This window comes from Pseudomonas sp. FP597 (assembly GCF_030687435.1).
Lineage (GTDB): Bacteria > Pseudomonadota > Gammaproteobacteria > Pseudomonadales > Pseudomonadaceae > Aquipseudomonas > Aquipseudomonas lactucae.
Genome location: NZ_CP117432.1, coordinates 1,633,547 through 1,656,325, shown reverse-complemented (window position 1 = coordinate 1,656,325; position 22,779 = coordinate 1,633,547). Strand labels below are relative to the sequence as shown.

Annotated in this window: 26 protein-coding genes, 1 tRNA gene and 1 pseudogene; 17 read left to right on the top strand and 11 right to left on the bottom strand. The window is 59.5% G+C overall.

All coding sequences use genetic code 11. The annotated features are described in order from the left end of the window. Window positions 1-24 precede the first annotated feature (24 nt). From PSH66_RS07635 to PSH66_RS07625, 3 genes and pseudogenes are all read right to left on the bottom strand, one after another. Window positions 25-363 carry a group II intron maturase-specific domain-containing protein gene (locus PSH66_RS07635; RefSeq protein ID WP_305429589.1) on the bottom strand — a complete coding sequence of 113 codons (339 nt, stop codon included), beginning with the start codon at window positions 361-363 and terminating at the stop codon, window positions 25-27. A 165-nt stretch (window positions 364-528) separates the two neighbouring features. Then, a pseudogene (locus tag PSH66_RS07630) lies at window positions 529-1,190 on the bottom strand (reverse transcriptase domain-containing protein); the annotation flags it as partial. A gap of 722 nt (window positions 1,191-1,912) precedes the next feature. After that, on the bottom strand, window positions 1,913-2,296 hold the full coding sequence (locus tag PSH66_RS07625) for a hypothetical protein (RefSeq protein WP_080547072.1): 384 nt from the start codon (window positions 2,294-2,296) through the stop codon (window positions 1,913-1,915). 317 nt (window positions 2,297-2,613) lie between these two features. On the opposite strand from PSH66_RS07625, the gene PSH66_RS07620 reads away from it, so the two are divergent. The 7 genes from PSH66_RS07620 to PSH66_RS07590 all read left to right on the top strand — a co-directional run bounded on the left by PSH66_RS07620 (window position 2,614) and on the right by PSH66_RS07590 (window position 7,631). Continuing rightward, a complete protein-coding gene (locus PSH66_RS07620) occupies window positions 2,614-4,236 on the top strand; it encodes a methyl-accepting chemotaxis protein (RefSeq protein ID WP_003172460.1) in 1,623 nt (540 codons plus the stop codon). A 68-nt stretch (window positions 4,237-4,304) separates the two neighbouring features. After that, entirely contained in the window at window positions 4,305-4,517 is a 213-nt protein-coding gene (locus PSH66_RS07615; RefSeq protein ID WP_042944323.1) for a cysteine-rich CWC family protein, read from the top strand. Further along, window positions 4,507-5,199, top strand: a complete 693-nt coding sequence (locus PSH66_RS07610) for a pseudouridine synthase (protein WP_305429587.1) — start codon at window positions 4,507-4,509, stop codon at window positions 5,197-5,199. Before PSH66_RS07615 ends, PSH66_RS07610 begins: the two co-directional genes overlap by 11 nt. Before the next feature lie 306 nt (window positions 5,200-5,505). Beyond that, window positions 5,506-6,390 (top strand): alpha/beta fold hydrolase, encoded by an 885-nt coding sequence (locus tag PSH66_RS07605; RefSeq protein WP_078823598.1) that lies wholly within the window; start codon window positions 5,506-5,508, stop codon window positions 6,388-6,390. 112 nt (window positions 6,391-6,502) lie between these two features. Beyond that, window positions 6,503-6,576: transfer RNA gene (locus PSH66_RS07600), tRNA-Gly, on the top strand. Between the two features lie 203 nt (window positions 6,577-6,779). Next, window positions 6,780-7,304, top strand: coding sequence for a DUF3833 domain-containing protein (locus PSH66_RS07595; RefSeq protein ID WP_003172456.1), 525 nt, complete (start codon window positions 6,780-6,782; stop codon window positions 7,302-7,304). Window positions 7,305-7,325: 21 nt separating this feature from the next. Then, complete coding sequence (locus PSH66_RS07590; RefSeq protein WP_305428663.1) at window positions 7,326-7,631, top strand: DUF6482 family protein; 306 nt, start codon at window positions 7,326-7,328, stop codon at window positions 7,629-7,631. Window positions 7,632-7,708: 77 nt separating this feature from the next. On the opposite strand, the gene PSH66_RS07585 is transcribed toward PSH66_RS07590, so the two are convergent. Then, window positions 7,709-7,948 (bottom strand): DUF6124 family protein, encoded by a 240-nt coding sequence (locus PSH66_RS07585; protein WP_003172454.1) that lies wholly within the window; start codon window positions 7,946-7,948, stop codon window positions 7,709-7,711. Between the two features lie 544 nt (window positions 7,949-8,492). Here PSH66_RS07585 and PSH66_RS07580 point away from each other — a divergent pair. The 3 genes from PSH66_RS07580 (at window position 8,493) to PSH66_RS07565 (ending at window position 10,110) form a co-directional block, all read left to right on the top strand. Further along, a complete protein-coding gene (locus PSH66_RS07580; protein ID WP_305429585.1) occupies window positions 8,493-8,657 on the top strand; it encodes a type II toxin-antitoxin system HicA family toxin in 165 nt (54 codons plus the stop codon). Between the two features lie 22 nt (window positions 8,658-8,679). Beyond that, window positions 8,680-9,090, top strand: coding sequence for a type II toxin-antitoxin system HicB family antitoxin (locus tag PSH66_RS07575; protein ID WP_003172451.1), 411 nt, complete (start codon window positions 8,680-8,682; stop codon window positions 9,088-9,090). A gap of 519 nt (window positions 9,091-9,609) precedes the next feature. Next, on the top strand, window positions 9,610-10,110 hold the full coding sequence (locus PSH66_RS07565) for a methylated-DNA--[protein]-cysteine S-methyltransferase (protein ID WP_003172450.1): 501 nt from the start codon (window positions 9,610-9,612) through the stop codon (window positions 10,108-10,110). Here the strand turns inward: PSH66_RS07565 and PSH66_RS07560 are convergent, their stop codons facing one another. Next, a complete protein-coding gene (locus PSH66_RS07560) occupies window positions 10,111-10,893 on the bottom strand; it encodes a GNAT family N-acetyltransferase (protein WP_003172449.1) in 783 nt (260 codons plus the stop codon). Between the two features lie 177 nt (window positions 10,894-11,070). On the opposite strand from PSH66_RS07560, the gene PSH66_RS07555 reads away from it, so the two are divergent. Further along, window positions 11,071-11,478, top strand: coding sequence for a low affinity iron permease family protein (locus PSH66_RS07555; protein ID WP_141064228.1), 408 nt, complete (start codon window positions 11,071-11,073; stop codon window positions 11,476-11,478). 53 nt (window positions 11,479-11,531) lie between these two features. On the opposite strand, the gene PSH66_RS07550 is transcribed toward PSH66_RS07555, so the two are convergent. Then, window positions 11,532-12,059: a DUF4142 domain-containing protein gene (locus tag PSH66_RS07550; RefSeq protein WP_042944321.1), complete on the bottom strand. Its 528-nt coding sequence runs from the start codon at window positions 12,057-12,059 to the stop codon at window positions 11,532-11,534. A gap of 213 nt (window positions 12,060-12,272) precedes the next feature. After that, on the bottom strand, window positions 12,273-12,683 hold the full coding sequence (gene fos / locus PSH66_RS07545) for a fosfomycin resistance glutathione transferase (protein WP_305428661.1): 411 nt from the start codon (window positions 12,681-12,683) through the stop codon (window positions 12,273-12,275). A 98-nt stretch (window positions 12,684-12,781) separates the two neighbouring features. On the opposite strand from fos, the gene PSH66_RS07540 reads away from it, so the two are divergent. Next, entirely contained in the window at window positions 12,782-13,021 is a 240-nt protein-coding gene (locus PSH66_RS07540) for a CopG family ribbon-helix-helix protein (RefSeq protein ID WP_003172444.1), read from the top strand. Continuing rightward, window positions 13,011-13,295 carry a type II toxin-antitoxin system RelE/ParE family toxin gene (locus tag PSH66_RS07535; protein ID WP_042944318.1) on the top strand — a complete coding sequence of 95 codons (285 nt, stop codon included), beginning with the start codon at window positions 13,011-13,013 and terminating at the stop codon, window positions 13,293-13,295. The genes PSH66_RS07540 and PSH66_RS07535 overlap by 11 nt, the downstream gene beginning before the upstream one ends. 59 nt (window positions 13,296-13,354) lie before the next feature. Here the strand turns inward: PSH66_RS07535 and PSH66_RS07530 are convergent, their stop codons facing one another. Next, on the bottom strand, window positions 13,355-14,029 hold the full coding sequence (locus PSH66_RS07530) for an NAD(P)H-binding protein (RefSeq protein WP_305428660.1): 675 nt from the start codon (window positions 14,027-14,029) through the stop codon (window positions 13,355-13,357). Window positions 14,030-14,115: 86 nt separating this feature from the next. Continuing rightward, entirely contained in the window at window positions 14,116-15,264 is a 1,149-nt protein-coding gene (gene yiaY, locus PSH66_RS07525; RefSeq protein ID WP_003172442.1) for an L-threonine dehydrogenase, read from the bottom strand. 126 nt (window positions 15,265-15,390) lie between these two features. On the opposite strand from yiaY, the gene PSH66_RS07520 reads away from it, so the two are divergent. From PSH66_RS07520 to PSH66_RS07505, 4 genes are all read left to right on the top strand, one after another. Then, window positions 15,391-16,407: a DUF4917 family protein gene (locus tag PSH66_RS07520; RefSeq protein ID WP_305428659.1), complete on the top strand. Its 1,017-nt coding sequence runs from the start codon at window positions 15,391-15,393 to the stop codon at window positions 16,405-16,407. A gap of 96 nt (window positions 16,408-16,503) precedes the next feature. Next, window positions 16,504-17,043: an RNA polymerase sigma factor gene (locus PSH66_RS07515; RefSeq protein WP_003172439.1), complete on the top strand. Its 540-nt coding sequence runs from the start codon at window positions 16,504-16,506 to the stop codon at window positions 17,041-17,043. Further along, window positions 17,040-18,008 (top strand): FecR domain-containing protein, encoded by a 969-nt coding sequence (locus PSH66_RS07510; protein WP_305428658.1) that lies wholly within the window; start codon window positions 17,040-17,042, stop codon window positions 18,006-18,008. The genes PSH66_RS07515 and PSH66_RS07510 overlap by 4 nt, the downstream gene beginning before the upstream one ends. A gap of 128 nt (window positions 18,009-18,136) precedes the next feature. Continuing rightward, window positions 18,137-20,695: a TonB-dependent receptor gene (locus PSH66_RS07505; RefSeq protein WP_305428657.1), complete on the top strand. Its 2,559-nt coding sequence runs from the start codon at window positions 18,137-18,139 to the stop codon at window positions 20,693-20,695. 25 nt (window positions 20,696-20,720) lie between these two features. Here the strand turns inward: PSH66_RS07505 and PSH66_RS07500 are convergent, their stop codons facing one another. Both PSH66_RS07500 and PSH66_RS07495 read right to left on the bottom strand, forming a co-directional pair. Then, on the bottom strand, window positions 20,721-21,923 hold the full coding sequence (locus tag PSH66_RS07500) for an SAM-dependent methyltransferase (protein WP_305428656.1): 1,203 nt from the start codon (window positions 21,921-21,923) through the stop codon (window positions 20,721-20,723). 219 nt (window positions 21,924-22,142) lie between these two features. Then, a complete protein-coding gene (locus PSH66_RS07495; protein ID WP_305428655.1) occupies window positions 22,143-22,760 on the bottom strand; it encodes a TPM domain-containing protein in 618 nt (205 codons plus the stop codon). Window positions 22,761-22,779 lie beyond the last annotated feature (19 nt).

Here is a 22,779-nt window from a genome sequence, read left to right as displayed (position 1 = left end):
CGGTTCCGTATACGGCGGTTCAGGTCATGCGGATAAGCCGTTGATCGTATCGAGTATCGAGACCAGTCCGAGCTGGTTCCACAGTTTCTTCGGCAGCGCCTGATTCATATGTGACGCTCCCGAGTTCCACCAAGGACCTCTGCCATTGAACGCTGATGTGCAAGCACGTCCTTCATGGATCCCCAGGCGCATCAGGTTGCGCGCCCTCGTAGAGGGCCGCTTCCATTGACGCCAGACGACACATCGAAGCTTACGTCTTACCCAACCGTCCAATTCTTCGAGTGGTTTCCTGCTCTGGCTGAGCTTGAAGTAACCCGCCCAACCACGCAGCACCGGGTTGATCCGCTCAATGACGTTAGCCATCTTGTGGCCCCGGGCTTTACGCAGCAGTGCTCTGAGCCGATCGCGTAGGCGATCCAGGCTCATCGTCGCCACTCTTAGTCTCGGCTGTTGGTGCCAGCTCATCCCATAACCCAAGTAGTCACAGGCCCAGGGCCGTGCCACACGGCTCTTTTCCTGATTCAACGTCAATTTCAGGTGTTGATTCAGGAAGCGTTCAACCCCGGCCAGCACACGCTCGCCTGCGCGACGACTACGCACATAAATGTTCGCGTCGTCGGCATAGCGTACAAAGCGGTGGCCCCGTCGTTCCAGTTCACGGTCGAGTTCGTTGAGCAGGATATTCGACAACAACGGCGAGAGCGGACCGCCTTGCGGCGTCCCTCCTGCCGTCGGCTGGCGATCCCACCCGACATGACTCCAGCCTCGAGGTAGCGACGGATCAGCCTGAGCACTCGCTTGTCTTCGACTTGACGTTCGATGCAGGCCATCAATACATCGTGGTTGACTCGATCAAAGAACTTCTCAAGATCAAGCTCCACGCACCAGCGGTTCCCCGCCGCCACATGGGCGCGAGCTGTTTCGATAGCTTGGTGAGCGCTTCTGCCCGGACGAAAGCCGTAGCTGTAATCCGAGAACAGAGGGTCGAAGATCGGTGTGAGCTGTTGCAGCAAAGCCTGCTGGATCAGGCGGTCCACTACACTGGGAATGCCCAGCTGTCGCGTTCCTCCCTTGGGCTTGGGGATTTCAACGGCGCGTACACCTTGCGGGTGATACTCACCGGCCAGCAACCGAGCCTTGAGGATCGGCCAATACTGATTCGTGTAGTCCGCCAATTGCTCGACCGTCATGCCATCGGCACCCGGCGCGCCCTTGTTGCTGACCACACGGTGATACGCACGCTTGAGGTTGACGGGTGCGAGCACCCGCGCCATCAGCGTGTCCGGCTCCGCTTTCGTCCGCGCCACAGACGCCGCCGATACCTCTGCGCTGTCAGCCGTCATCCTCGGATACTGTCCGGAACTCGGAGTAACAGTTTTCTCTGGGAGAAATTTCTGCATTTCGGTATTCAACGAGACTCTGACGCCTACCGGCGGCATAACCTGTTCAGCCCTTGATGACGTGGTTATTCGTCACTTACTACGGCCTCGGCTGACTTCTGCAGGTTCATCCCGTCGCCTCTCGACGCCCGGTAGCACAGTGGCAAACCTACAGATCTCCCAGGGTAATTCGCGCGACCTTCCTGCTTATGCCTGTCGGATCTACGTCGTAGCGTTCCGTGCAAGTATTGGGCTTTAACGATTTGCGCCGTCTTACCCCGCTACGCCGCCTCTATCCGCTTCCTGTTCGTCAGGCCAGCATTTTGCCTCGGGCTTCCTTCAGATTCGCAGTCACCCGCGACACCCTTGCCTCTGGCTAACACTTCCCCTTGCCGGGTGTGTAGAGGACTTTCACCTCCAAGTCACCAGCGTGGCCACCACAGCCAAGCTGGTTGCGCTTACGCGCAACGCGCCATGCCTGGCGCACGCATAAAAAAGCGGCGCTTCATGCGCCGCTTTGCATTCAAGACCTGTCAACGATGGCCGCCCCGGCCATGTCCATGATCACCGCGATCCCCGCGATCCCCGCCGCGTCCATGCCCGCCGTTGCCCCAGCGATCCCCCCAGCCCTGGTTCGGATAAGGCCGATAACCGGCTCTGGGTCCCGACGGATAGTAGCGTGGTGCCGGCTGGTAATAACGCGGCGCCGAATAGTAACGTGGCGCGGGTGCGTAATAGCGCGGCGACGGGTAATAGTCCCGGCGGTATTGATACGCTGAGCCACCGCCGTAGTAATAGGCCGGTGCCGGCGACGTGTAGACCTCGGAACGGTAGTAACTGCGACCTCCATCGTAATAGGGCACACAGGCCGAAAGGGTTAGACCGAGTAAAGCGCTGAGCAGCAGTCGTCGATACATGGCGGCCTCCTGGACCGCGGAAGAGCACCTCCAGCGACGCGGGAGGGCGGCATTCAGCTTTCACTGAATGACGAAATATCTGACATCAAAAAGCGAATCTGGTGCGTTCTGGTAACAACTTGATACATCAATGCAGAACGTTGATGTCCCCGCATGAAGCGTACGCAGCATAAGCGCCCAACTGACCTGCTGCTTTAACGATTAAGTAAATTTTTCTGGCTCGAAACTATTCGGATTGAGATGATGTCACTATGACACTACGCAAGATCAGGGAGGCTCTAGCGTAAGCCCTTCGCTAACCTCGCCGGATTCGATTCATGAAAATCTCAACCAAACTGCTGCTTTCATTTCTGCTGTGCGCCCTGGTTACCCTCGGGGTCGGTCTTTTGGGTATCAAGGGCGTCGTGCGCCTCGCCAACGCCCTGGAAAAGACGTTTTCGAACAATTTACTGTCGGTCAGCAATACCGCCGCGACCCTCAACGGCCTGGTCGCCCATAACCGTGGTTTGTACCGACTGATGGATGCCAGCAAGGGCGATGTGCCCCAGCAGGACCGCGACCGCGTACGCCAGGACATCGCCAACGAACTCAAACGCAGCCAGGCGGCCTTTGCCACCTATCGCGCCACCCCACTGGAAGCTGACGAACGGGCAGCGGGCGACACGCTCGACCAGATCTGGCCGGCCTACATCAGCAGCTCGGATCGCATCATGTCAATGCTGGAAAGCGGTCAGCTCGAACAGGCACGCACACAGCTCAATACCACCAACAATGAACTGTTCCGCCAGGCGCGCGAGCTGATCCGCGTGATGATCGAGTCCAACAACCGGCAGATCAAGGAAGGGGCCATCGCCGCCGATGAACTGCGCAACAGCGCATTGACCTGGATGATCAGCGGTATCGTGCTGGCGTTCATTATCGCGATCATCATTGGTGTGCTGATTACGCGGCTGATCACCCGCCCTATCGCTCAGGCGGTGCAGAGCGCACAGCGCATTGCCAAGGGCGATCTCACCCAAGCGATCATCACCGAGCGCACCGACGAAGCCGGGCAACTGCTGATGGCGCTGTCCGACATGCAGAGCGGATTGAAAAGCACCCTGATGGAAATCGCCAATGCCTCCGACCAGTTGGCATCGGCCGCCGAAGAACTCAGCGCGGTCACCGACGAGAGCAGCCGTGGCCTGACCCGCCAGAATGATGAAATTCAGCAAGCAGCGACCGCGGTGAACCAGATGACTGCGGCGGTCGACGAAGTGGCGAGCAACGCGGTGTCTACTTCCGAAGCCTCGCGTCAGGCCACCACCGAAGCCGAGGACGGCCGCGAGCAAGTGGCACAGGCCGTGTCCGGCATGCGTTCGATGGTGGTGGAGATCAATGAATCGACGCAATCGGTCGAGAGCCTCGCCAACCAGGTACGCGAGATCGGCAACGTCATCGATGTGATCCGCGCCATCGCCGACCAGACCAACCTGCTGGCGCTCAACGCGGCGATTGAAGCGGCCCGCGCCGGTGAGCAAGGTCGTGGTTTTGCGGTGGTCGCCGACGAAGTGCGGGCATTGGCCCATCGCACCCAGGTGTCTACGGTCGACATCGAGAAAATGATCGGTGCCGTCCAGGTCGGTGCAGATGGCGCCGTGGCGGCGATGAACAAAAGCCTGAGCTGGGCCAACAATACCCAGAGCCTGGCGCAAAATGCCGGCGAGGCGTTGCAGCGCATCACCGCCAGCGTGGCGAAGATCAATGAGCGTAACCTGGTGATCGCGTCCGCCTCCGAGGAACAGGCCCAGGTCGCCCGTGAAGTGGACCGTAACCTACTGAACATTCAGGACCTGTCCACCCAGACTGCCGCCGGCGCCCACCAGACCAACGCCTCCAGCCAGGACCTGTCGCGCCTGGCCACCTCGTTCAACGTGCTGGTCAGCAAGTTCCAGCTGTAAGTAGCCTGTCATGGGTTGGCGCTGTATCGTGCAGGTCCGAGTGAACCTTGCCCGATGCCGCCCGCCCCATGACCACGCCAAGCCTTTGCCCCGCCTGCGGTGCCCGTAACGACTGCACCCTGGCCGACCCGCGCACCGCCGACCAGGCCTGCTGGTGCTACAGCGTCACTATCGACCCGGCGGTGCTCCAGGCGCTGCCCGATGAGTTGCGCAACAGCGCCTGCCTGTGCCCGCGCTGCGCCCAGGTGGACGAACAGCTGCGTGGCCGCAATGCGGATTGATCGCTTCCTGAGCAACTTGCCCCGGTTCAATCGTCGGCAAGTGCGCCTCCTGTTGGTTGAACGGCGGGTGAGCGTCGATGACGTGGCGGTCAGCGACCCGCACCATGACGTTCGTGATTTCAGTTGTGTGTGCGTGGACGATGAGGTCATTCAGGCGGGCAAACCGGCGCGTTACTTCATGCTGCATAAGCCGCAGGGTTGCGTGAGTGCGACGTCGGATCCGCAGCACCCGACCGTGTTGGACTTGCTGGATGAGCCGGATAAAGACGAGCTGCATATCGCCGGCCGTCTGGACTTCAACACCACCGGCCTGATGCTGATCACCAACGACGGCCAGTGGTCGCGGCGCCTCACGCAACCGACGACGAAACTGCCCAAGGTTTACCGGGTGCACACTGAGGACACTATCGGCCCCGAATACGCGCCGACGTTTGCCGCCGGCCTGTACTTTGCGTTTGAAGACCTCACCACCCAACCCGCCGAACTGGCATTGCTGGGGCCGACGACCGCGCGCTTGAGCATCATCGAAGGTCGCTATCACCAGGTAAAGCGCATGTTCGGACACTTCAACAACAAAGTGATCGGCCTGCATCGCGAGCGCATGGGGCCGCTTGAGTTGGACAGTGCGCTTGCGCCGGGTGAATATCGAGCGTTGAGCCTTGAGGAAATCCGACGGATCTGACGACCGTTCGGCCGCCGATGGCAAAAAAACCATTTGTGCGACTTGCGACATCCCGAGCCTGTGCTTGACTCCCAATCAGCCGCCATGACATGACTGGCGAGTCACCTATAACCTCCAAGAAACACCTTGCCCTCGCCCGCGCTTGATCCACGGGCCTTCCAGGCAAACAGCCCGCCATAACAACACCCGTCGGCCAGCCCTCATCGGACCGACATGGGCCCTCATCTTCCAGGCGTATGCCTACCTGTCACAAAGCTCGTGCAGAGTGTTCTGCGCGCCCTACCCGCTTGCCAGGAGTCTTACGACATGAGGCCAGAAATCGCTGTGTTGGATATACAGGGTCAGTATCGGGTTTACACGGAGTTCTATCGCGCGGACGCAGCGGCCAAGACCATCATCCTGGTCAACGGCTCGATGGCCACCACGGCCTCCTTCGCCCAAACCGTGAAAAGCCTGCACCCGCAGTTCAATGTGGTTTTGTATGACCAGCCCTACGCCGGTCGCTCCAAAATCCACAACCGTCACGAGCACATGCTGACGAAAGAAGTCGAAGGCCAGGTCCTCCTGGAGCTGATCGACCACTTCGCCGCCGAACACGTGCTGTCGTTCTCCTGGGGCGGCGCCGCCACCCTGATCGCACTCGCCCAGCGCCCGCGACGTGTGGAGAAGGCCGTGATCAGCTCGTTCTCGCCAGTGATCAATGCGCCCATGCGCGACTACTTGGAGCGGGGCGTCGATTACCTCGGCAACCTCGACCGCGACCGCGTCGGCCACTTGGTCAACAGCACCATCGGCAAGCACCTGCCTTCGCTGTTCAAGCGCTTCAATTACAAGCATGTGAGCAGCCTGGCCGAGCACGAATACGGGCAGATGCACTTCCATATCAGCCAAGTGCTCAACAGCGATCGGCTGTGCTATCTGAAGGCGGCCAAGGCCATCGACATTCCGGTGCTGTTCCTTAACGGCGAATGGGACGAATACACCAGCGCTCAGGACGCCAAGTTGTTTGGCCAGCATGTGGCCAACAGCAGCTTCAGCACCATAGCGGCGACGGGGCATTTTCTGGATATGGAGCACAAGGCGGCGTGTCGGGACAGTCGGGACGCGGTGGTGGGCTTCTTGAAGTCAGAGCGGCAGGTCAGCCGATTGCGCTACAGCCAAGGCCAGACGCAGCATGCGTTTGCGATGTGAAAGGGGATGTGGCGAGGGAGCAACGGCGCGAGCGCCTTCGCCGCAACCTGCACATTTTCAAAGAAAAACTTCAAATCCTGGCGAACATCTGGTACAAAGTCAGCCGCTCTGAGCGGGTATAGTTTAGTGGCAAAACGAAAGCTTCCCAAGCTTTAGTTGAGGGTTCGATTCCCTCTACCCGCTCCACTCCATTTCGCTTTCGCGTCTTGATTTTCTTGACGGGGATGCACAAAAAAACCGACCTGATGGTCGGTTTTTTTATGGGCGAAATTTGGGTTCAGACCATTTGCCCGGTTTTTCGGAGCGAAACCTATACAAAATTATATTTTTGTACAACCATCAAGCCTTGAGCACCGGCACCCCGTCGCGTGTGATCGAGGAGCCCGGCCATGCCACGTCTTCTGGTTTCACTGTTGCTGCTACTCAGCCTGTGCAATTGCACAGGCGTTGGGGTGGAACACTATGCCGACCAGCGACCGACATTGGACCTGGAGCGCTTCTTCAGCAAACCCGTCAAGGCCTGGGGCATCTTCGAGAAGCGCTCGGGAGAAGTGGCCAAGCGCTTCGAGGTGGAGATTGCCAGCCGACGCGAAGGTAACGCGCTGATTCTCGACGAACGCTTCCTGTACAGCGACGGCACGCGCCAGCAACGTGTGTGGACGCTCACCCCCGATGGCCCGGGGCGCTGGCGCGGACGGGCGGGTGATGTGGTCGGCGAAGCCCGCGGCGAGGTGGCCGGGAATGCGCTGCGTTGGCGCTATCGTCTGAACCTGCCGGTGGATGGCTCGGTGTACGAGGTGAGCTTCGACGACTGGATGTACCTGATGGACGAGGACACGATGATCAACCGTTCGAGCATGTCCAAGTTCGGCGTGGAATGGGGTCAGGTCACGTTGTTCTTTCGTCGCCAATAACGTGCGAAGCGAGGGTGAAACATGAATTTGCAGACGTTGAGCGAACTGGCTGAAAAAGGCGAAATACAAGAGTTGCAACTGCTGTCGCTGGAGGGCGGTTTCTATATTGCGCGGGTGAAGTTTGAGCACGGCGAAAAGACTCTGCTGGATGATAACGGCAAGACCCTGCGTCTGCGCTCCAGCACTCATCTACGCGACCTGTTGCAGCGCGTTCCAGCGTTTCCCTGTGTGTTGGTGCAGCAGTGCGTGCATGACGAAATGTGCGGTGTGCGTGACGGGGCTATCGGTGCGTTGCGCATTCCGTTTTCGCTGGCGGCGCCCTTTTAATATCCGTGCGTATCGGCTCCCCTCCCCCTCGGTATGGGCGGCCTGGGAAGGCAAGCCTGTTGCGGTGTTCGCGTGACTTAGGCGGCTCGGTCCACGCGGTCCTGCGCCGCTTCGACCAGCATCAGACCCAGCTCAATCATCTGTTGAATAGCCAGAGCCAGATAGCGATGTTGGGAAGGCAGGCTTTCGGCGAACTCGTTGGTCATCGCGCCAGCACCCGCGATGGTTTCGTAGGCATTGGCGAGCAACGATTCGGTGTTGACCTCGGGACGGACGCTGAACAGTTTTACGGATGGATTACATGAATCAGTACACATCTGTTGATCCTCGTTAGGGACCACCACCCAAGGGGTAAGGGTGGCAGCTGTACGCAGGTTAGTAGACCGGGAAAAACAATCCGAAAACCGGCGCGCCCGAGAGCGCCCTGCGCACAGCTACCAATAAGCACAGGCATGAAAGTGCCTGACAGTAAGGACAGCCGTACGCCAGATTATTTTTTCATCGGGCTACTAAACCCGACCGCTGATGGGCAGCGGCTGGCGAACCTTAAAGAGGTCGCTCAAAGCGCACAACTCGGGCGATTCTGATGGTTGCGTAGGCAATGTCGCAAGCTTCAAAACCACTCGCGCGCGCCCCATTCCCGCTGCAAATTTTGACAATAGGCAAAGCATTCGCTCCTGGCGCAAAACCTCGCAACACCTCTCCCCGACGCCCTTTCCTTTGGCTCATACACTTCATTCAGCGCTCACCGAAACATCAGGCATCGACCGCTGGTAGGTAGAGTGTTGATATTTTATTTTCAGTGGTTATAGTCTCCACCACCACACACCACAAGGAGGTGTTGTGGATAGTCGATATTAGATAGGTCACATCGTTGCAGACGGCTGGTACCTGGTACGCACCCGCGGCAGTCACCATCATTTCAAGCACCCGACCAAACCGGGGCTGGTCACGGTTCCCCATCCCAAAAAGGACCTGTTGGACAAGACCGCCAAGAGCATTTTGAAACAGGCTCTGTTGAGTTAATCGTCCCTGGAGGACAACGCTTATGCTGTATCCCATCGCAATTTCAACCGGCGACGCAGACCACGCCTGGGGCGTGGAAGTCCCGGATATACCGGGCTGCTACTCGGCTGGCGACGATCTTGACGACGCCATGGCCATGGCCCGTGAAGCGATCGAAGGGCACTTCGAGATCCTTGCGGAAGACGGCGCGCCGATTCCAGGCGCGCAAAAAGTCACCGTGCATGCCGCCAACCCGCACTATGCCGGCTGCACCTGGGCGGTCGTCGACATCGATGTCACCAAGTACCTGGGCAAGGCGCAGAAACTCAACATCACCCTGCCGGGCTATCTGTTGAACCGCATCGATGAATACGTGCTGCACCACCCTGAAGAAAAAAGCCGCTCGGGTTTTCTGGCGTCGGCGGCGCTCAAGGTATTGCAACAGGATCGGTAACACCTCGTCAGCAAAGTCCTACAGCGGCAAACAGCCGGTACCCCGATAATGCCGGCTCATCAGCCCACAGAACGGGACTATAGCAATGCTCGAACCTGGACAACACACGCCAAAACCCATACTGCGCCAGGTGGTGGGTTGGGTACTGGTTTTACCGTTTCTGGTCGCATTGGTGAGGCTGCCGTACCCGCTGGGACTTTTGCTGGCACCGGGATCCATTGCGGCATCGGCGTATGGCGCCTGGTTTGCGTGGCATCACGCAAGCCGCCGCGTGTGTTGGTTGGCTTCGCTTACCACAGCGCTCAATATGGTCTCGTTTGGCATGATAGGGACGGCGTCACTGCCGATGGGTCTTTATTATATTTCGTGGCTTTATTGGTACCCGCCTCTCGCCAGTTGGATTCACTGGAATTTCTAAGTCCAAAGGGAATTTGATCGCAAGAAACGTAGTTTCCGACCGAGAGAATGCAACTACAGTGGCGACATTACCTTTTGCACCTGCCTTTTGAGGAGCCACCCATGTCCTGCGAATACACGCTCATGCCCTCCCCCGTCGGCCAACTCACGCTAGTGGCGCGCGATGGCAAACTTTGCGCCATCCTGTGGGAAACAGAACGCGCCAACCGCGTACGCCTGGGCCCACTGCACGAAGCCAACGACAGCCCGGTACTGCTGGAAGCGCAGCGCCAATTGAATGAATACTTCGCTGGCACACGCAACCGGTTCGAGCTGGAACTGGACTTCGCCGGTACCGATTTTCAGAAGCAAGTCTGGCAAGCCCTGCTAACCATCCCGTTTGGCGAAACCCGCAGCTACAGCCAGATCGCCCGGCAGATCGGCAACCCCAAAGCCGTGCGTGCAGTCGGCGCCGCCAATGGGCGCAATCCAATCTCGATCATTGCACCTTGCCATCGGGTCATAGGGGCCTCGGGTACCTTGACCGGATTTGCCGGAGGGCTTGAGGCCAAGCAGTATCTGTTAACGCACGAAGATCGCGGCCAAGTAAAACTGCCCTTCTGATCATGCACCTGCGATCGGACCACGAGTAAACGACTGGTAATCGAACAAAGGCTCAAAACCCAACGTGCGGTAGAGCGAGCAGCCCTTCTCTGACGCCTCCAGAAAGCAGCGTTGGGCGCCCAGCCTGGAGGCGTGAAGCAGCGCCGCTTGAATCAATCGAGTGCCATAGCCTTTTCCACGGTATCCGGCCATCGTTCCCACATCATTGAGCCTGGCGCCCGCATCGCTTATCGACAACGTCAGGCAAGACATCACCTGTCCCGCCATGGACAAGGTGAAATGGTAAAGCGATTGACCGGCGTCCAAGGCTCGCTGGTGCCGGGCCTGATAGTGCTTGACCCCCTCCGGGAGTATCGAGAACGCACTGCCCAGGGGGGCTGCCCAGTCATCCAAGTTTCGAGTCAGGCTTATCTGCGAACAGCACTCGCTCACGCACGGAACAAAGCGCGACAGTTCCAAAACCATCGCAGTGGTCTTTTCGGCAGCCTGGAAACCGGCCCCAATCAGCAGCGCGCCCCACTGCTCGGCATTTTCCTCATGAACCACTACCTGGACCGGCAGCAAGGTACGGCGAATCTGGTCCAACGTCGCAACCCTTGCATCATCACGACAGGCTCTACCCACACGCACCAGTAACAAGTTCCAAGGGGCCGCGTACTCATCGGTGAAATAGCTAATGACGCGAGCACAATAACGACGCTGCAGTGGGCAAGTCGTGGAAAAGAACTGATCTTCGGTCTGGTGGTAGAGCGTGGTCAGATCGCAGGTGGCGGTAGCAGTCACGGAGGATATCCAGCCAAAAGCCCAGTGTTGCGCCGGCCACGATCGAGGCGCCGTAGGCCCGCTCCGAAAAACCTGGAGAAAAAACTACAGCGTTCGTGAGCCGGCTATTTGTAAAAAGAAATTTCAGCACAGGACTGCGGTCAGTATTTTCATCACCCACTTTTGAGGAAACCGGTCATGAAATTCTCCGCAGTCTCACAAAAGCTGTCGCGCTGGGCGGGCAGCCCCCGGACGTTCTACACGGCGGTGGGGTTGATTCTGGCGTGGAGCCTGAGCGGGCCGTATTTTCAATACAACGACACCTGGCAGCTGATCATCAACACCTCGACCACCATCATCACCTTCCTCATGGTGTTCCTGATCCAGAACACACAGAACCGCGATAACGACATTCTGCACATCAAGATCGACGAGCTGCTGCGCGTCACCAAGGATGCCCAGAACGCAGTGCTGAGCCTCGACGGCCTGGACCGCAAGACCCTGGAAAAACTGCGTGAGGAATACCGTGAAATTGGCAAGACCGACACGTTGAGTGTTAACGGCAACGACGCGACGCCCGCCAAGACCGACCTGAACCAGGCGTAAAAAAACGGCGGTTGGAGAGGCTCCAACCGCCGTTTTGTATTTGCACGTAGGAATCAACCGTCGCCTTGATGACCTTTACCGTAGGTCGATGCCAAGGCACGCGCCTTCTGCAGGCGCTCCTCCAGCTTGGGCAGGGTCTCATCCACCAGGGCCTTTATTTCCGGAACGTCCGACGCCGCGCCTTCCTGCTTGAACAGCGCGATGGCGTCTTCGTTTTCCTTGACCTGTTGCGCGGTGTAGGCCGCGTCAAAGGAGTCGCCGTCCTTGAGTTCAGGCATCAGCGTTTCGGCCTTGTCGACGATCTTTTCGCGCGGGGCCACAGGCAGGTCGAGCTTCTTGGCGATGGCCGCCAAGTGCTGGTTGGCCAGGGTGCGCTCGTTGATCACCTCGATGGTGTAGTCCTTGATTTCCTTGGATGAGGTCTTGGCGTGGGCCATGCGACTGGTTTCGATATCGGCCATGCCTTTGGCCGAGGCCTGCTCGATGAATTCAGCAGGCGACTGGGCGAAAGCATTGCTGGCGCCGAGGCCCAGCAGCATCGCGAAGCTGGCGGTGCGTAACCGGATAGCCATGCGGCTCATGATGGGTTCCTCCAGGGCAAAAATTGGCGCGGGGGAACACACCCCGCCCTGAATTCGAATTTTCAGGACGCTAAAGGTTTAGAAAAAACTTGCCAGTACGACGAACGGTCATCGACTCCTCAGGCGGGTTTGCTGCCAAACAGACCGAGCAATTGGGCATGGGCGCAACTCTGACAGAGGTTGCCAGGTAGAGGGATGCTGCCTGTTCCGGAACTATGGGTACAACTTCATGCCGGCATACGGCTTGACGCGACAGGCTTGCAGGCGTGACGCTAGGTCGCCGACATGGGCTTCGAGCTTATGACCATCGGGATCGAGAAAATAGAACGACGCGCCTTCGCTGCGGTTGTCGCGCCACTCCTGCACATCGGCGCCCCGCAGGCGCTCAACCAGCGCAGCGAAATCGCCTGCACCCGCGGTAAACGCATAATGGGTGTAATCAGCCGTTGGCATCGAGTCACGCAGTGGATCCAGCGACAAACATAGCCACAGCCCTGGCAATGACAGGTAGGCCCCGTTGTCCCAGGTGGCATCGAGCCGCAGTTGCAGCAGGTCATGGTAGAAGCTGACGCTACGAGGCACGTCGGTGACTGCCAGGGTCAGGTGATTGAGGCCAGAAAACATAAAGATTCCGTATTAGAAAGGCCCTGACGAACGGGGCAAACCGTTGCTGTGGCGACAAGGTAGTATGTTGCACTACAGATCACTACGTTGAGGTTCATATGTCCGTTATGTCTCTACGCATACCCGAAGACATTGCCCACACACTTGCCAGTCTCGCCAAGGCTACCGGACGCAGCAAATCCTTTCTTGCTGTTGATGCGCTACGCGAATACTTGACACGTGAAGCGTGGCAAATCGAAGAGATTCAAAAAGCACTGAAAGAAGCTGATGCGGGTGACTTCGCAACAGCTGCCGAGGTAAAAGCTGTCGCCGACAAATGGCGCAACAATGCAGGTTGAGTGGCTGAGGGCTGCCCTTAGAAACCTTGACGATGAAGCGGCTTACATCGCCGAAGAAAACCCCAAAGCCGCCCATGAGTTTGTCCAGGCGATTTTGAGTGGCCTTGAATACGTCGCGAAGTTCCCAGCGATGGGGAAGGAGGGTCGAGTACCTGGGACGCGCGAATGGGTGGTGCCTCGCTGGCCATACATCGTCCCCTACAGAATTCGAGAGGGGCGATTGCAAGTAATGCGGATTTTCCACACCCGTCGCCAACCGCCCTCATCCTGGTAGCGTCTATCGAGACGTGTAAACACCCTGCGGCCGGCTGATCAAGCTGTGTTTGTGCAACCTCAGTGCCGCTCGCTGGCCAGGCGATGAATCTGGGCCTGCTCCACCAGCGGTTGCGGCGCGCCATGACGCACCGCCGCCAACATCGCACGGCCGACCGTTTCGGTGCTCACCACCCAGCCCGGTTTTACCCGACGCACCAGCGACAGCAACGGCCCGAGCGCGCTGTAGAACCACTGGTACAACGGCGTCTTCGAGCGTACGCCATGCAACGGCTGGATCACTCCCGGCCGGAACAGATACACCGCCTTGAACGGGAGGCGCAGCAACGCGTTCTCGGTCTTGCCCTTGACCCGTGCCCACATCGACTTGCCCATTTCGGAACTGTCCGTACCGGCGCCGGACACGTAGATAAACGTCATCTGCGGGTTAAGCCGCACCAGCGTGCTGGCGGCAACCAGCGTCAGGTCATACGTGAGGTGGGTGTACTTGACCTCGTTCATACCCGCCGAAGAAACACCGAGGCAAAAGAAGCACGCGTCGAAACCCTGCAGCAGGTTTTCCAGCGGTTGGAAATCCAGCATGTCGCTGTGCAGCACCTGGTGCAACTTGCCGTGTTCCTGGGTCAACGGTGTGCGGCCAACGGCGACGACTTCCTGAACGTCGGCGGCCAGCAGGCATTCACGCAGAACACCCTGGCCGACCATGCCGGTGGCGCCGAATAACAGAACTCTCATAAGGGACCTCAGCGGCAACCCGCAAGCTTGAAGCTCAAGTGCAAATCAACTTGTAGCTTAACGCTTGCGGCTCAAGGCTGCCCCTATCAAAACGCGCTGCGGAAAATCTCCTCGATCTGGCGCTGGTCCGCACGGCGTGGGTTGGTCAAACCGCAGGCATCCTTCAGCGCATTACTGGCCAGCAGTGGGATGTCCTGCAACTTGGCCCCCAGGTCGCGCAAGCCGGCCGGAATGTCCACGTCCAGAGCCAGGCTGCGGATCGCGGCGATGGCGGCCTGGGCACCCTCTTCATCGGTAATACCGCGAGTATCGGTGCCCAACGCACGGCCTACATCGCTCAAACGTTTGGCGCAAACGCTGGCATTGAAGCTTTGTACATGGGGCAGCAACACCGCATTGCACACGCCGTGGGGCAGGTCATAGAAGCCGCCCAACTGGTGCGCCATGGCGTGCACGAATCCCAGGGAGGCATTGTTGAAGGCCATGCCGGCGAGGAATTGCGCATAGGCCATGTTTTCCCGCGCGGCCTTGTCGCTGCCGTCGCGTACGGCCAGGCGCAGGTTGGCGCTGATCAGCTCGATGGCCTTGATGGCGCAGGCGTCGGTGATCGGCGTAGCGGCCGTGGACACGTAAGCTTCGATGGCGTGAGTGAGGGCGTCCATGCCGGTCGCGGCGGTGAGCCCCTTGGGCATGCCGACCATCAGCGACGGGTCGTTGACCGACAGTAAAGGGGTGACGTTGCGGTCGACGATGGCCATTTTTACGTGGCGGGTTTCGTCGGTGATGATGCAAAAGCGCGTCATCTCGCTGGCGGTGCCGGCGGTGGTGTTGATGGCCACCAGCGGCAGTTGCGGCTTGGCCGATTGGTCGACGCCTTCGTAGTCGCCGATACGTCCGCCGTTGGTGGCGCACAGGGCGATGCCCTTGGCGCAGTCATGGGGCGAGCCGCCGCCCAGAGACACCACGAAATCACAGGCACTTTGCTGCAACAGTGCCAGGCCTTTCTCGACGTTTTCCACATTGGGGTTGGGCTTGGCGCCGTCGTAGATTACCGAATCGATGTCCTGCATCGCCAGCTTCTCGGCGATCATACTGGCCACGCCCGCCTTGGCCAGGCCGGCATCGGTGACAATCAGCGCCTTGCGAAAGCCATAGTTGTGAATGGCGAGCATGGCTTCGTCGAGGCAGTCGGTGCCCATGATGTTGACGGCGGGAATGAAGAAGGTGCTGCTCATGGCGAATCCTCGGATGACGTTTATGCCCTACAGCATCGGCCTCACATGGCTGCGGCATCTTGATCAGGATCAACGCCGGCTCGTGATAAAGTCACCACCCAGCCGATTTCGAGTAGAACCGCCGCAATGAAGGATTTCCAGGATGTTGACGCCCACCTTGAAGACTGGAGCGCACTGCGCGCTGCCTGCGACTTCAGCGGGATTCTGATCGGCAACGGCGCAAGCCGCGCTATTTGGGAAGACTTTGCCTACGACTCACTGTTCGAAAACGCCCGCACGGTCGAAGAAAAACCCCTGGGCCAATCCGAGCTCAGCGTGTTCGACGCCCTGCAAACCCGCAGCTTCGAGCAGGCCCTGGGAGCGTTGAAAACCACCAGCCGGGTCAACAAGGCCCTGGCCGTCAGCTCGGCGGCGCCGCGCAACCGCTACTACGCGATCAAGGAAGCCCTGATCAATACCATCCACAGCGTGCACATCCCGTGGCGCCTGGTGCAGCCGTCGACGCTGGCGACGATCAACACAGAGTTGAAACACTACGCGACGGTGTTCACCACCAATTACGACCTGCTCAACTACTGGGCAATCCTGCACGCCTGCGGTATCGACGACCTGTTCCGCAGCGCCGATGCCAGTTTCGACCTGCGCAACACCCACACCGATACCCCCCGTATCCTTTACCTGCATGGCGGCCTGCACCTGGTGCGCAACCTCGACGGCACCGCGCGAAAATTGCCCTCCACCGACAGCACGTTGCTCAGCAGTTTCGCGATCAACAATACGATCAAGACCCTGGACGATGTGCCGTTGTTCGTCAGTGAAGGCAAGGTGGAGGAGAAGCTCAAGAGCATCCGCAGTTCGGATTATCTGTCGTTCTGTTATGAGCAATTGCTGAGCCACGCGGGCGCGTTGTGCATCTTCGGCCATGACCTGGGGCCGCAGGATAAACACCTGGTGGATGCAATTGGCCAAGCCAATGTGAACACCCTGGCGATCTCGGTATCGGGACGCAGCGATGGCTTTATTCGCCAGCAGAAGCGCCGGTATTCGCAGTTGTTCGATGGCACGGGCGTTGAGTTGAAGTTCTTTGCAGCACGCACGCATCCATTGGGCAATCCGGCACTCTCAGTACCTGTGGAACGCTGATCAAATCGAGTGAATCCTTTAAATAGAGACAAATGACAATAATTCTCGATAGTATTCGCGACTTTTCCCAGTCGCGCTTCGTCAAGAAGGATATCCATGTCTCGTCCCCAGCCCGACCCGTTGTCGGCCGACGCCGTTCGCGGGGTTTATACGGATATTCTGTATTTCCTGCGCAAACGCACGGACAACGCCAGCGACGCGGCGGACATGACCCAGGATGTCTTCACCCAATGGCTGGATTACGGCGACCGGAGCAAGGTCGAGCAGCCGCGGGCGTTCCTGTTCCAGATGGCACGCAACCTGCTGCGTGATCACTGGCGCAAACAGAAGGTGCGCCAGACCGTTCATTCCGATCAGCCGGACAGGGACGCGGAACCTGTCACCGAGGAGCAAAACGAGCCCATGGCCGCTGCACTTCGCCTGCAACGCTTGGAACAGTTGAAGGAAGTCCTCACCGAACTCTCGCCGCGCAGGCGAGAAGCCCTTATGCTGCACCGCTTCGAAGGCCTGAGTCAGGCGCAGATCGCCGAGCGCATGGGGATTTCGACCAGCATGGTGGAAAAGCACATCGCGTTTGCCCTGCTGCACTGCAAGCGACGCCTTCAACCCGAACCCGGCACGGAGCAGCCAGAATGAACCGCCTGAGCGACACCGACGCCCTGGATATCGAAGACAGCGACGCCATCGATGCCCAAGCCGCCAGTTGGTTTGCCCGCAACCGCAACGACGCGGGGCGTGCCGACCGCAAGGCCTTTGCCGCCTGGCTGGCCGAGCCTGCCCATGCCCGCGCCTATGCCGAGTTCGAGCAACTGTGGGCGGACCTGGCCCAGTTGCAGCAACTGAACAAGCCCGTTGTGCTGCCCGCGCGCAAACCGTCGATCTGGCGCCCGGCGGTGGCGGTGGCGGCCGCCTTGTTGTGCGCAGTGCTGTCGCCCTATATCGGCGCGCCCCTGGAGACTTATCACACACAGGTCGAAGCCCAAGCCAAGGGCATGCGCACCTTGACCCTGCCGGATGGCAGTACCTTGTATGTGAATGCCAACACCGGTCTGCGCGTGGACTTCACCGCGCAACGGCGCATCGTGCACCTGGACAAGGGCCAGCTGTACCTCGAAGTGGCCGCCGATAAAGAACGACCGCTTTATGTGCAGGCAGGCGAGGCGTCCGTACGCGTCGTCGGCACCGGGTTTGATGTGCGGCGCAGCCCGCAGCAACTGGTGGTCAGCGTCGCTCACGGCCAGGTCGCCTTCGAGCCGGCTGCGAACAGCCCGGTCACCCTGCTCGGCGCCCGGCAACGCGCCAGCTACAGCTATGCCATGGGCACCGTGCAGCAGCAAACGCTCACCACCGAAGAGGTGGCGGATTGGCGCAGCGGGCACCTGTCGTTTCGCAACCGCGAACTGGCCAGCCTGATCGATGAACTGAGCCTGTACCGGCCCCAGGCGCCCTTGCAGGTCAGTAACGCCGTGGCGCACCTGAAGATTTCGGGCAACCTGGATGTGAATGATCCAGACGCCCTGCTCAATGCCCTGCCCGCCCTGCTGCCGGTGAAAACCGTGGCGTCGGCCGATGGCATCCTGCGGATTGAGCCGAACAAATAATCCGCCAAGCCCACACATGAGAATATTTTGCATTTGCATGTGTGGTTTTTTTTGGCTGCCCCGTCTTCCTCCCGTCTGCGTTTGATACGCACACCTTTTTTGGCCATTTGGCCGCACCGGGGGATTTCATGTTTCGCGCGCCTTGCCCTGTTTCGCACCTGTTTTTCCGACCGACCGTTATCGCCGCCGGCCTGGCCTTCAGCCTCACTGCCCAGGCCGAATCGCTGCGCCTGCAACTGCCCGCCCAGCCGCTGGCCGCGTCCCTGAGCCAGGTGGCGCAACAGGCAAAAATCCAGCTGCTGTTCGATGAAGCGTTGCTCAACAACGTGCAGGCGCCAGCGCTTGACGGCGACTTCACAGCACAAGTGGCGATTCGCACCCTGCTGAAAAACAGCGCGTTCACCCTGGTCATGGTGGGCAGCACCTACGTGGTAAAACCCATTGATACCAAGACCACCCAAAGTGGCGCGATCCAGCTGGATGCCCTGAGCGTGATCGGCACCGGCAATGAAGTCGACTCCAGCACCGTCGGCCGCTCCACCCTGAGCCAGGCGGATATCGATCGCTACCAGGCCAATAACATCCCCAGCCTGTTGCAGACGCTGCCTGGTGTCAGCCAGGGCGGTTCGCTCAAGCCCGGCGGCCAGACCATCAATATTCGCGGTTTCGGCGATGCCGAAGACGTGCCGTTGACGGTCGATGGCGCCACCAAGAGCGGCTTTGAGCGCTACCAGCAAGGCACGGTGTTTATCGAGCCCGAGCTGATCAAGAGCATCGAAGTCGAGAAAGGCCCCAACTCTCCGTTCACCGGCAATGGCGGTTTCGGCGGTACCGTCAACATGACCACCAAGGATGCCCCGGACCTGCTGGAGGAAGGCCGCAACAGCGGCGCGATGCTCAAGTACGGTTACGCCAGCAACGACCACGAACAGGTCTACAGCGGCGCCGTGTATGGCCGTACCGAAGATGGCCGTTTCGATGCCCTGGCCTATTTGACCCAACGCGACGGCGGCGACATGAAAGTCGCCGCCAAGTTGCCCAACGAAAACAACCAATACCCGATCAACCCCCAGCGCCTGCCCAACACCGCCCAGGATGTGGACGGCAAACTGTTCAAGATCAACGCGCACCTCACCGATGAACACAGCGTCGGATTTTCCTACTCGCGCTCCCACAGTAACCGCTGGACACCCTTTTCCGCGGCCAGCTACCCGACACCCCCCACCCAGGCCAACATCGACCGTTATGGCTACGAAGGCGCGCTCAAGCGATTTTTAGCCCACCGCGACACCGTCGACACCACCTGGTCGGGCAAGTACGAATACCAGCCACTGGACAACCCCTTGGTGGACCTGACCGTCAAGTACTCCCAGTCCAACACCGACCAGACCGATGCCCGCGACGCCACGGCGTTTTTCCAACTGGCCACTGGCGGGCGCAGGATGGACACCGCCTACACCGACAAAAACCTCGATATCCGCAACGTCAGCCTGTTCGCCACTGGCCCCTTGCAGCATGCGCTCACCATCGGCGGGCAGGTGCGCAAGCACATCCGTGAAACCGAAATGTGGATGCCCGGCGCCACCTACAACACGCCGCGCTACAACAATGGGCACTTCCAGCCGGGCTTCATGCCCCATGGCAAGGTCGATACCAACAGTTTCTTCATTCAAGACGCGGTCACGTTGGGCGACGTGACGGTCACGCCGTCGCTTCGCTACGACCATGTGCGCAACCGTGGCGAAGCCAACGATGCGCCGTACTACAGCAACCCCGACCCGGCGGTCGGCCATGATTACAGCGACCGCACCTACACCGGCTGGTCGCCACGCCTGGCGCTGTTCTGGACCGTCACCCCGCAGGTCGGGCTGTTCGCCAACTGGAGCCAGACCTGGCGTGCGCCGGTGATCGACGAGCAATACGAAGTGCAAGGCGTGGGCAACCGCACGGCCACCAGCGTGGGCCTGGACCCGGAGCGCATCACCTCGATCACCGTGGGCAACATCACCCGCTTCGACAAGCTGATCACCCAGGATGACAACCTGCAAATACGCACGACGCTCTTTCACAACAAGGTCGAAGACGAAATCTTCAAGGCCACCGGGGTAGGTTGCCAGAACCAGGCGGTCAACGGCGGCACCATTGCCACTGCGTGCCCACCGGGGGCGATGGCCAACTATCGCAACATCGGCGGCCTGACCATCAAGGGCTTTGAAGTCGAGTCGTTCTACAACTCCACCTACCTGTTCGGCTCGGTGTCCTACGCCTATGCCAAAGGCCAGCACGAAGGCGCCTATACCAACCCGTGGGGGCCGGATGTCTCGGCACGCGATATTCCGCCCACCAAATGGGTGCTGGTGCTGGGCACAAACATCCCGGCGTGGGATGCCCAGGTAGGCTGGATGGGGCAATTCATCGGCGCGACCGACCGCCTGCCCAGCGATAACTACTCAGGCGGCCCTGGCTCCAGCGTCGGCGACCAGTTCTACGACCAGTACGGCAACAAGCGCTACAACACCCAGGGCCTGTTCGCCAAATGGAAGCCGCAGCAGGCTTACCTCAAGGGCACCGAGGTCAACTTCACCCTGGACAATATGTTCAACAACAACTTCCGCCCGGCCCTGAGCGGCGACCGCGCCTACACCAAGGGGCGTGACGCCAGGATCAGCGTGACGCGCTTCTTCTGACGCTTACCGTGGCGAGGGAGCCGCTTCAGCCCAACATTCCATCCGCGCGCAGCAAGGTTTCCAGGCAGTGTTCGGTGATGTGGTAGAACGCCTTCAGCGCCTGGATCTTCTCCAGCAACTGCGCGTTATCCACAGGCTCGGCGCGCTTGACCGCCAGGATCATCTTGTTTTTGTTGGTGTGTTCCAACGAGATGAACTCGAACACCTTGGTTTCATACCCGCAGGCCTCCAGGAACAGCGCACGTAAAGTGTCGGTGACCATTTCCGCCTGCTGGCCCAGGTGCAGACCGTATTGCAGCATCGGCTTGAGCAGCACCGGGCTCTGGATCTGCAGGCGGATCTGCTTGTGGCAGCACGGCGAGCACATGATGATCGACGCACCGGAACGGATGCCGGTGTGGATCGCATAGTCGGTAGCGATGTCGCAGGCATGCAGGGCGATCATCACGTCCAGCTCGCTGGGCGCCACACTGCGCACGTCACCGCATTTGAACACCAGTCCCGGATGTTCCAGGCGGGCGGCGGCGGTGTTGCACAAGGTCACCATGTCTTCGCGCAGTTCCACGCCGGTGACTTCGCCTTGGGCCTTGAGGGTGTTGCGCAGGTAGTCGTGGATCGCAAATGTGAGATAGCCCTTGCCCGACCCAAAATCGGCGACGCGCACCGGTTGATCGAGCTTGAGCGGTGAAGAGGTCAGCGCATGGCTGAACACTTCGATGAACTTGTTGATCTGCTTCCACTTGCGCGACATGGAGGGGATCAACGCCTGTTTGGCGTCGGTCACGCCCAGGTCGGCGAGGAACGGCCGGCTCAGGTCGAGGAAGCGATTTTTCTCGCGGTTATGTTCGGCCGAAGGCGCCTCGCGCAGTTGCTGCGGCTGACTTTTGAACAGCGAGCTTTTGTTCTTCTTGCTGTATTCCAGCTGCGCTTCATCAGTCAGCGACAGCAGGTGCGCGTTCTTGAACGAAGCCGGCAGCAGCTCGGCAATCGCCGCCACACCGTCGGCCAAGGGCAAATTCTTGGTGATGTCGCGGGTCTTGTAGCGGTAGACGAAGGACAGGCACGGCTGTTCCTTGACGGTGACCGGCTTGATGATCAGCCGTTGCAACTCGGCTTGCGTGCCCACGTACTTGGCCAGCACCAGCTTGATAAAGGCGTCCTGCGCCAGGCTTGCGTTCAGCAGGTCGATGAACTGGGCGTGATGATCCGGTTGAGCAGTGACAGACATGAACAAAAACGCCTCGGGCTGGGAATGCCGGGCATTTTAGGGCGGATGGGGGTTAAGGGCACGGGGTTATTTGCTCAACGGTAAATTCCAAAGCCACTGTAGATCCAATGTGGGAGGGGGCTTGCCCCCGATAGCGGTGGATCAGTCAACTCATGCATCGACTGATCCACTGCTATCGGGAGCAAGCCCCCTCCTACATTTGGAACTCCGTTGGCTGGGCTATTCGAGTATAACCAGGCGATTGGGCAACTCATTGCGAGCCTGCGTCACCGGCACATGCACCTTGAGCAATTCGCCACAGGCTTCAATGCAACTGATAAACCCCGCCAGCGTCTGCCCCTGCTTCACCTGCTGGGTAAACACCTTGACGATGGCATCCCAGTTGCTGTCATCCAGGCGCGTGGAAATGCCCTCATCCACCAGGATCTCCACATATCGCTCCGCCTCGCTGACAAAAATCAGCACGCCGGTGCTGCCGACTGTGTGGTGCAGGTTCTGCTCCAGGAATTGTCGGCGTGCCAGGTTCGAAGCACGCCAGTGGCGCACCGAGCGGGGGATAAGCCGCGTGGTGACCTTGGGCAGCCGAAACACCAGGCACAACACGATGAACGTCGCCCACTGCGCCAACAACAGGGTGTACATGGTCAGGTAGCCCGACACGTAATGCACCACCCCCGGCACCACCAACGCGATCAAACTGGCCCACAGCAACGGGATGTAGGCGTAATCGTCGGCACGCGCGGCCAGTACCGTCACCAGTTCGGCATCGGTCTGTTGCTCGACCCGGGCGATGGCTTCGGCGACTTGGCGTTGCTCGTGTTCAGTCAGTAATGCCATGGTTCTACGTGCTCTTTTC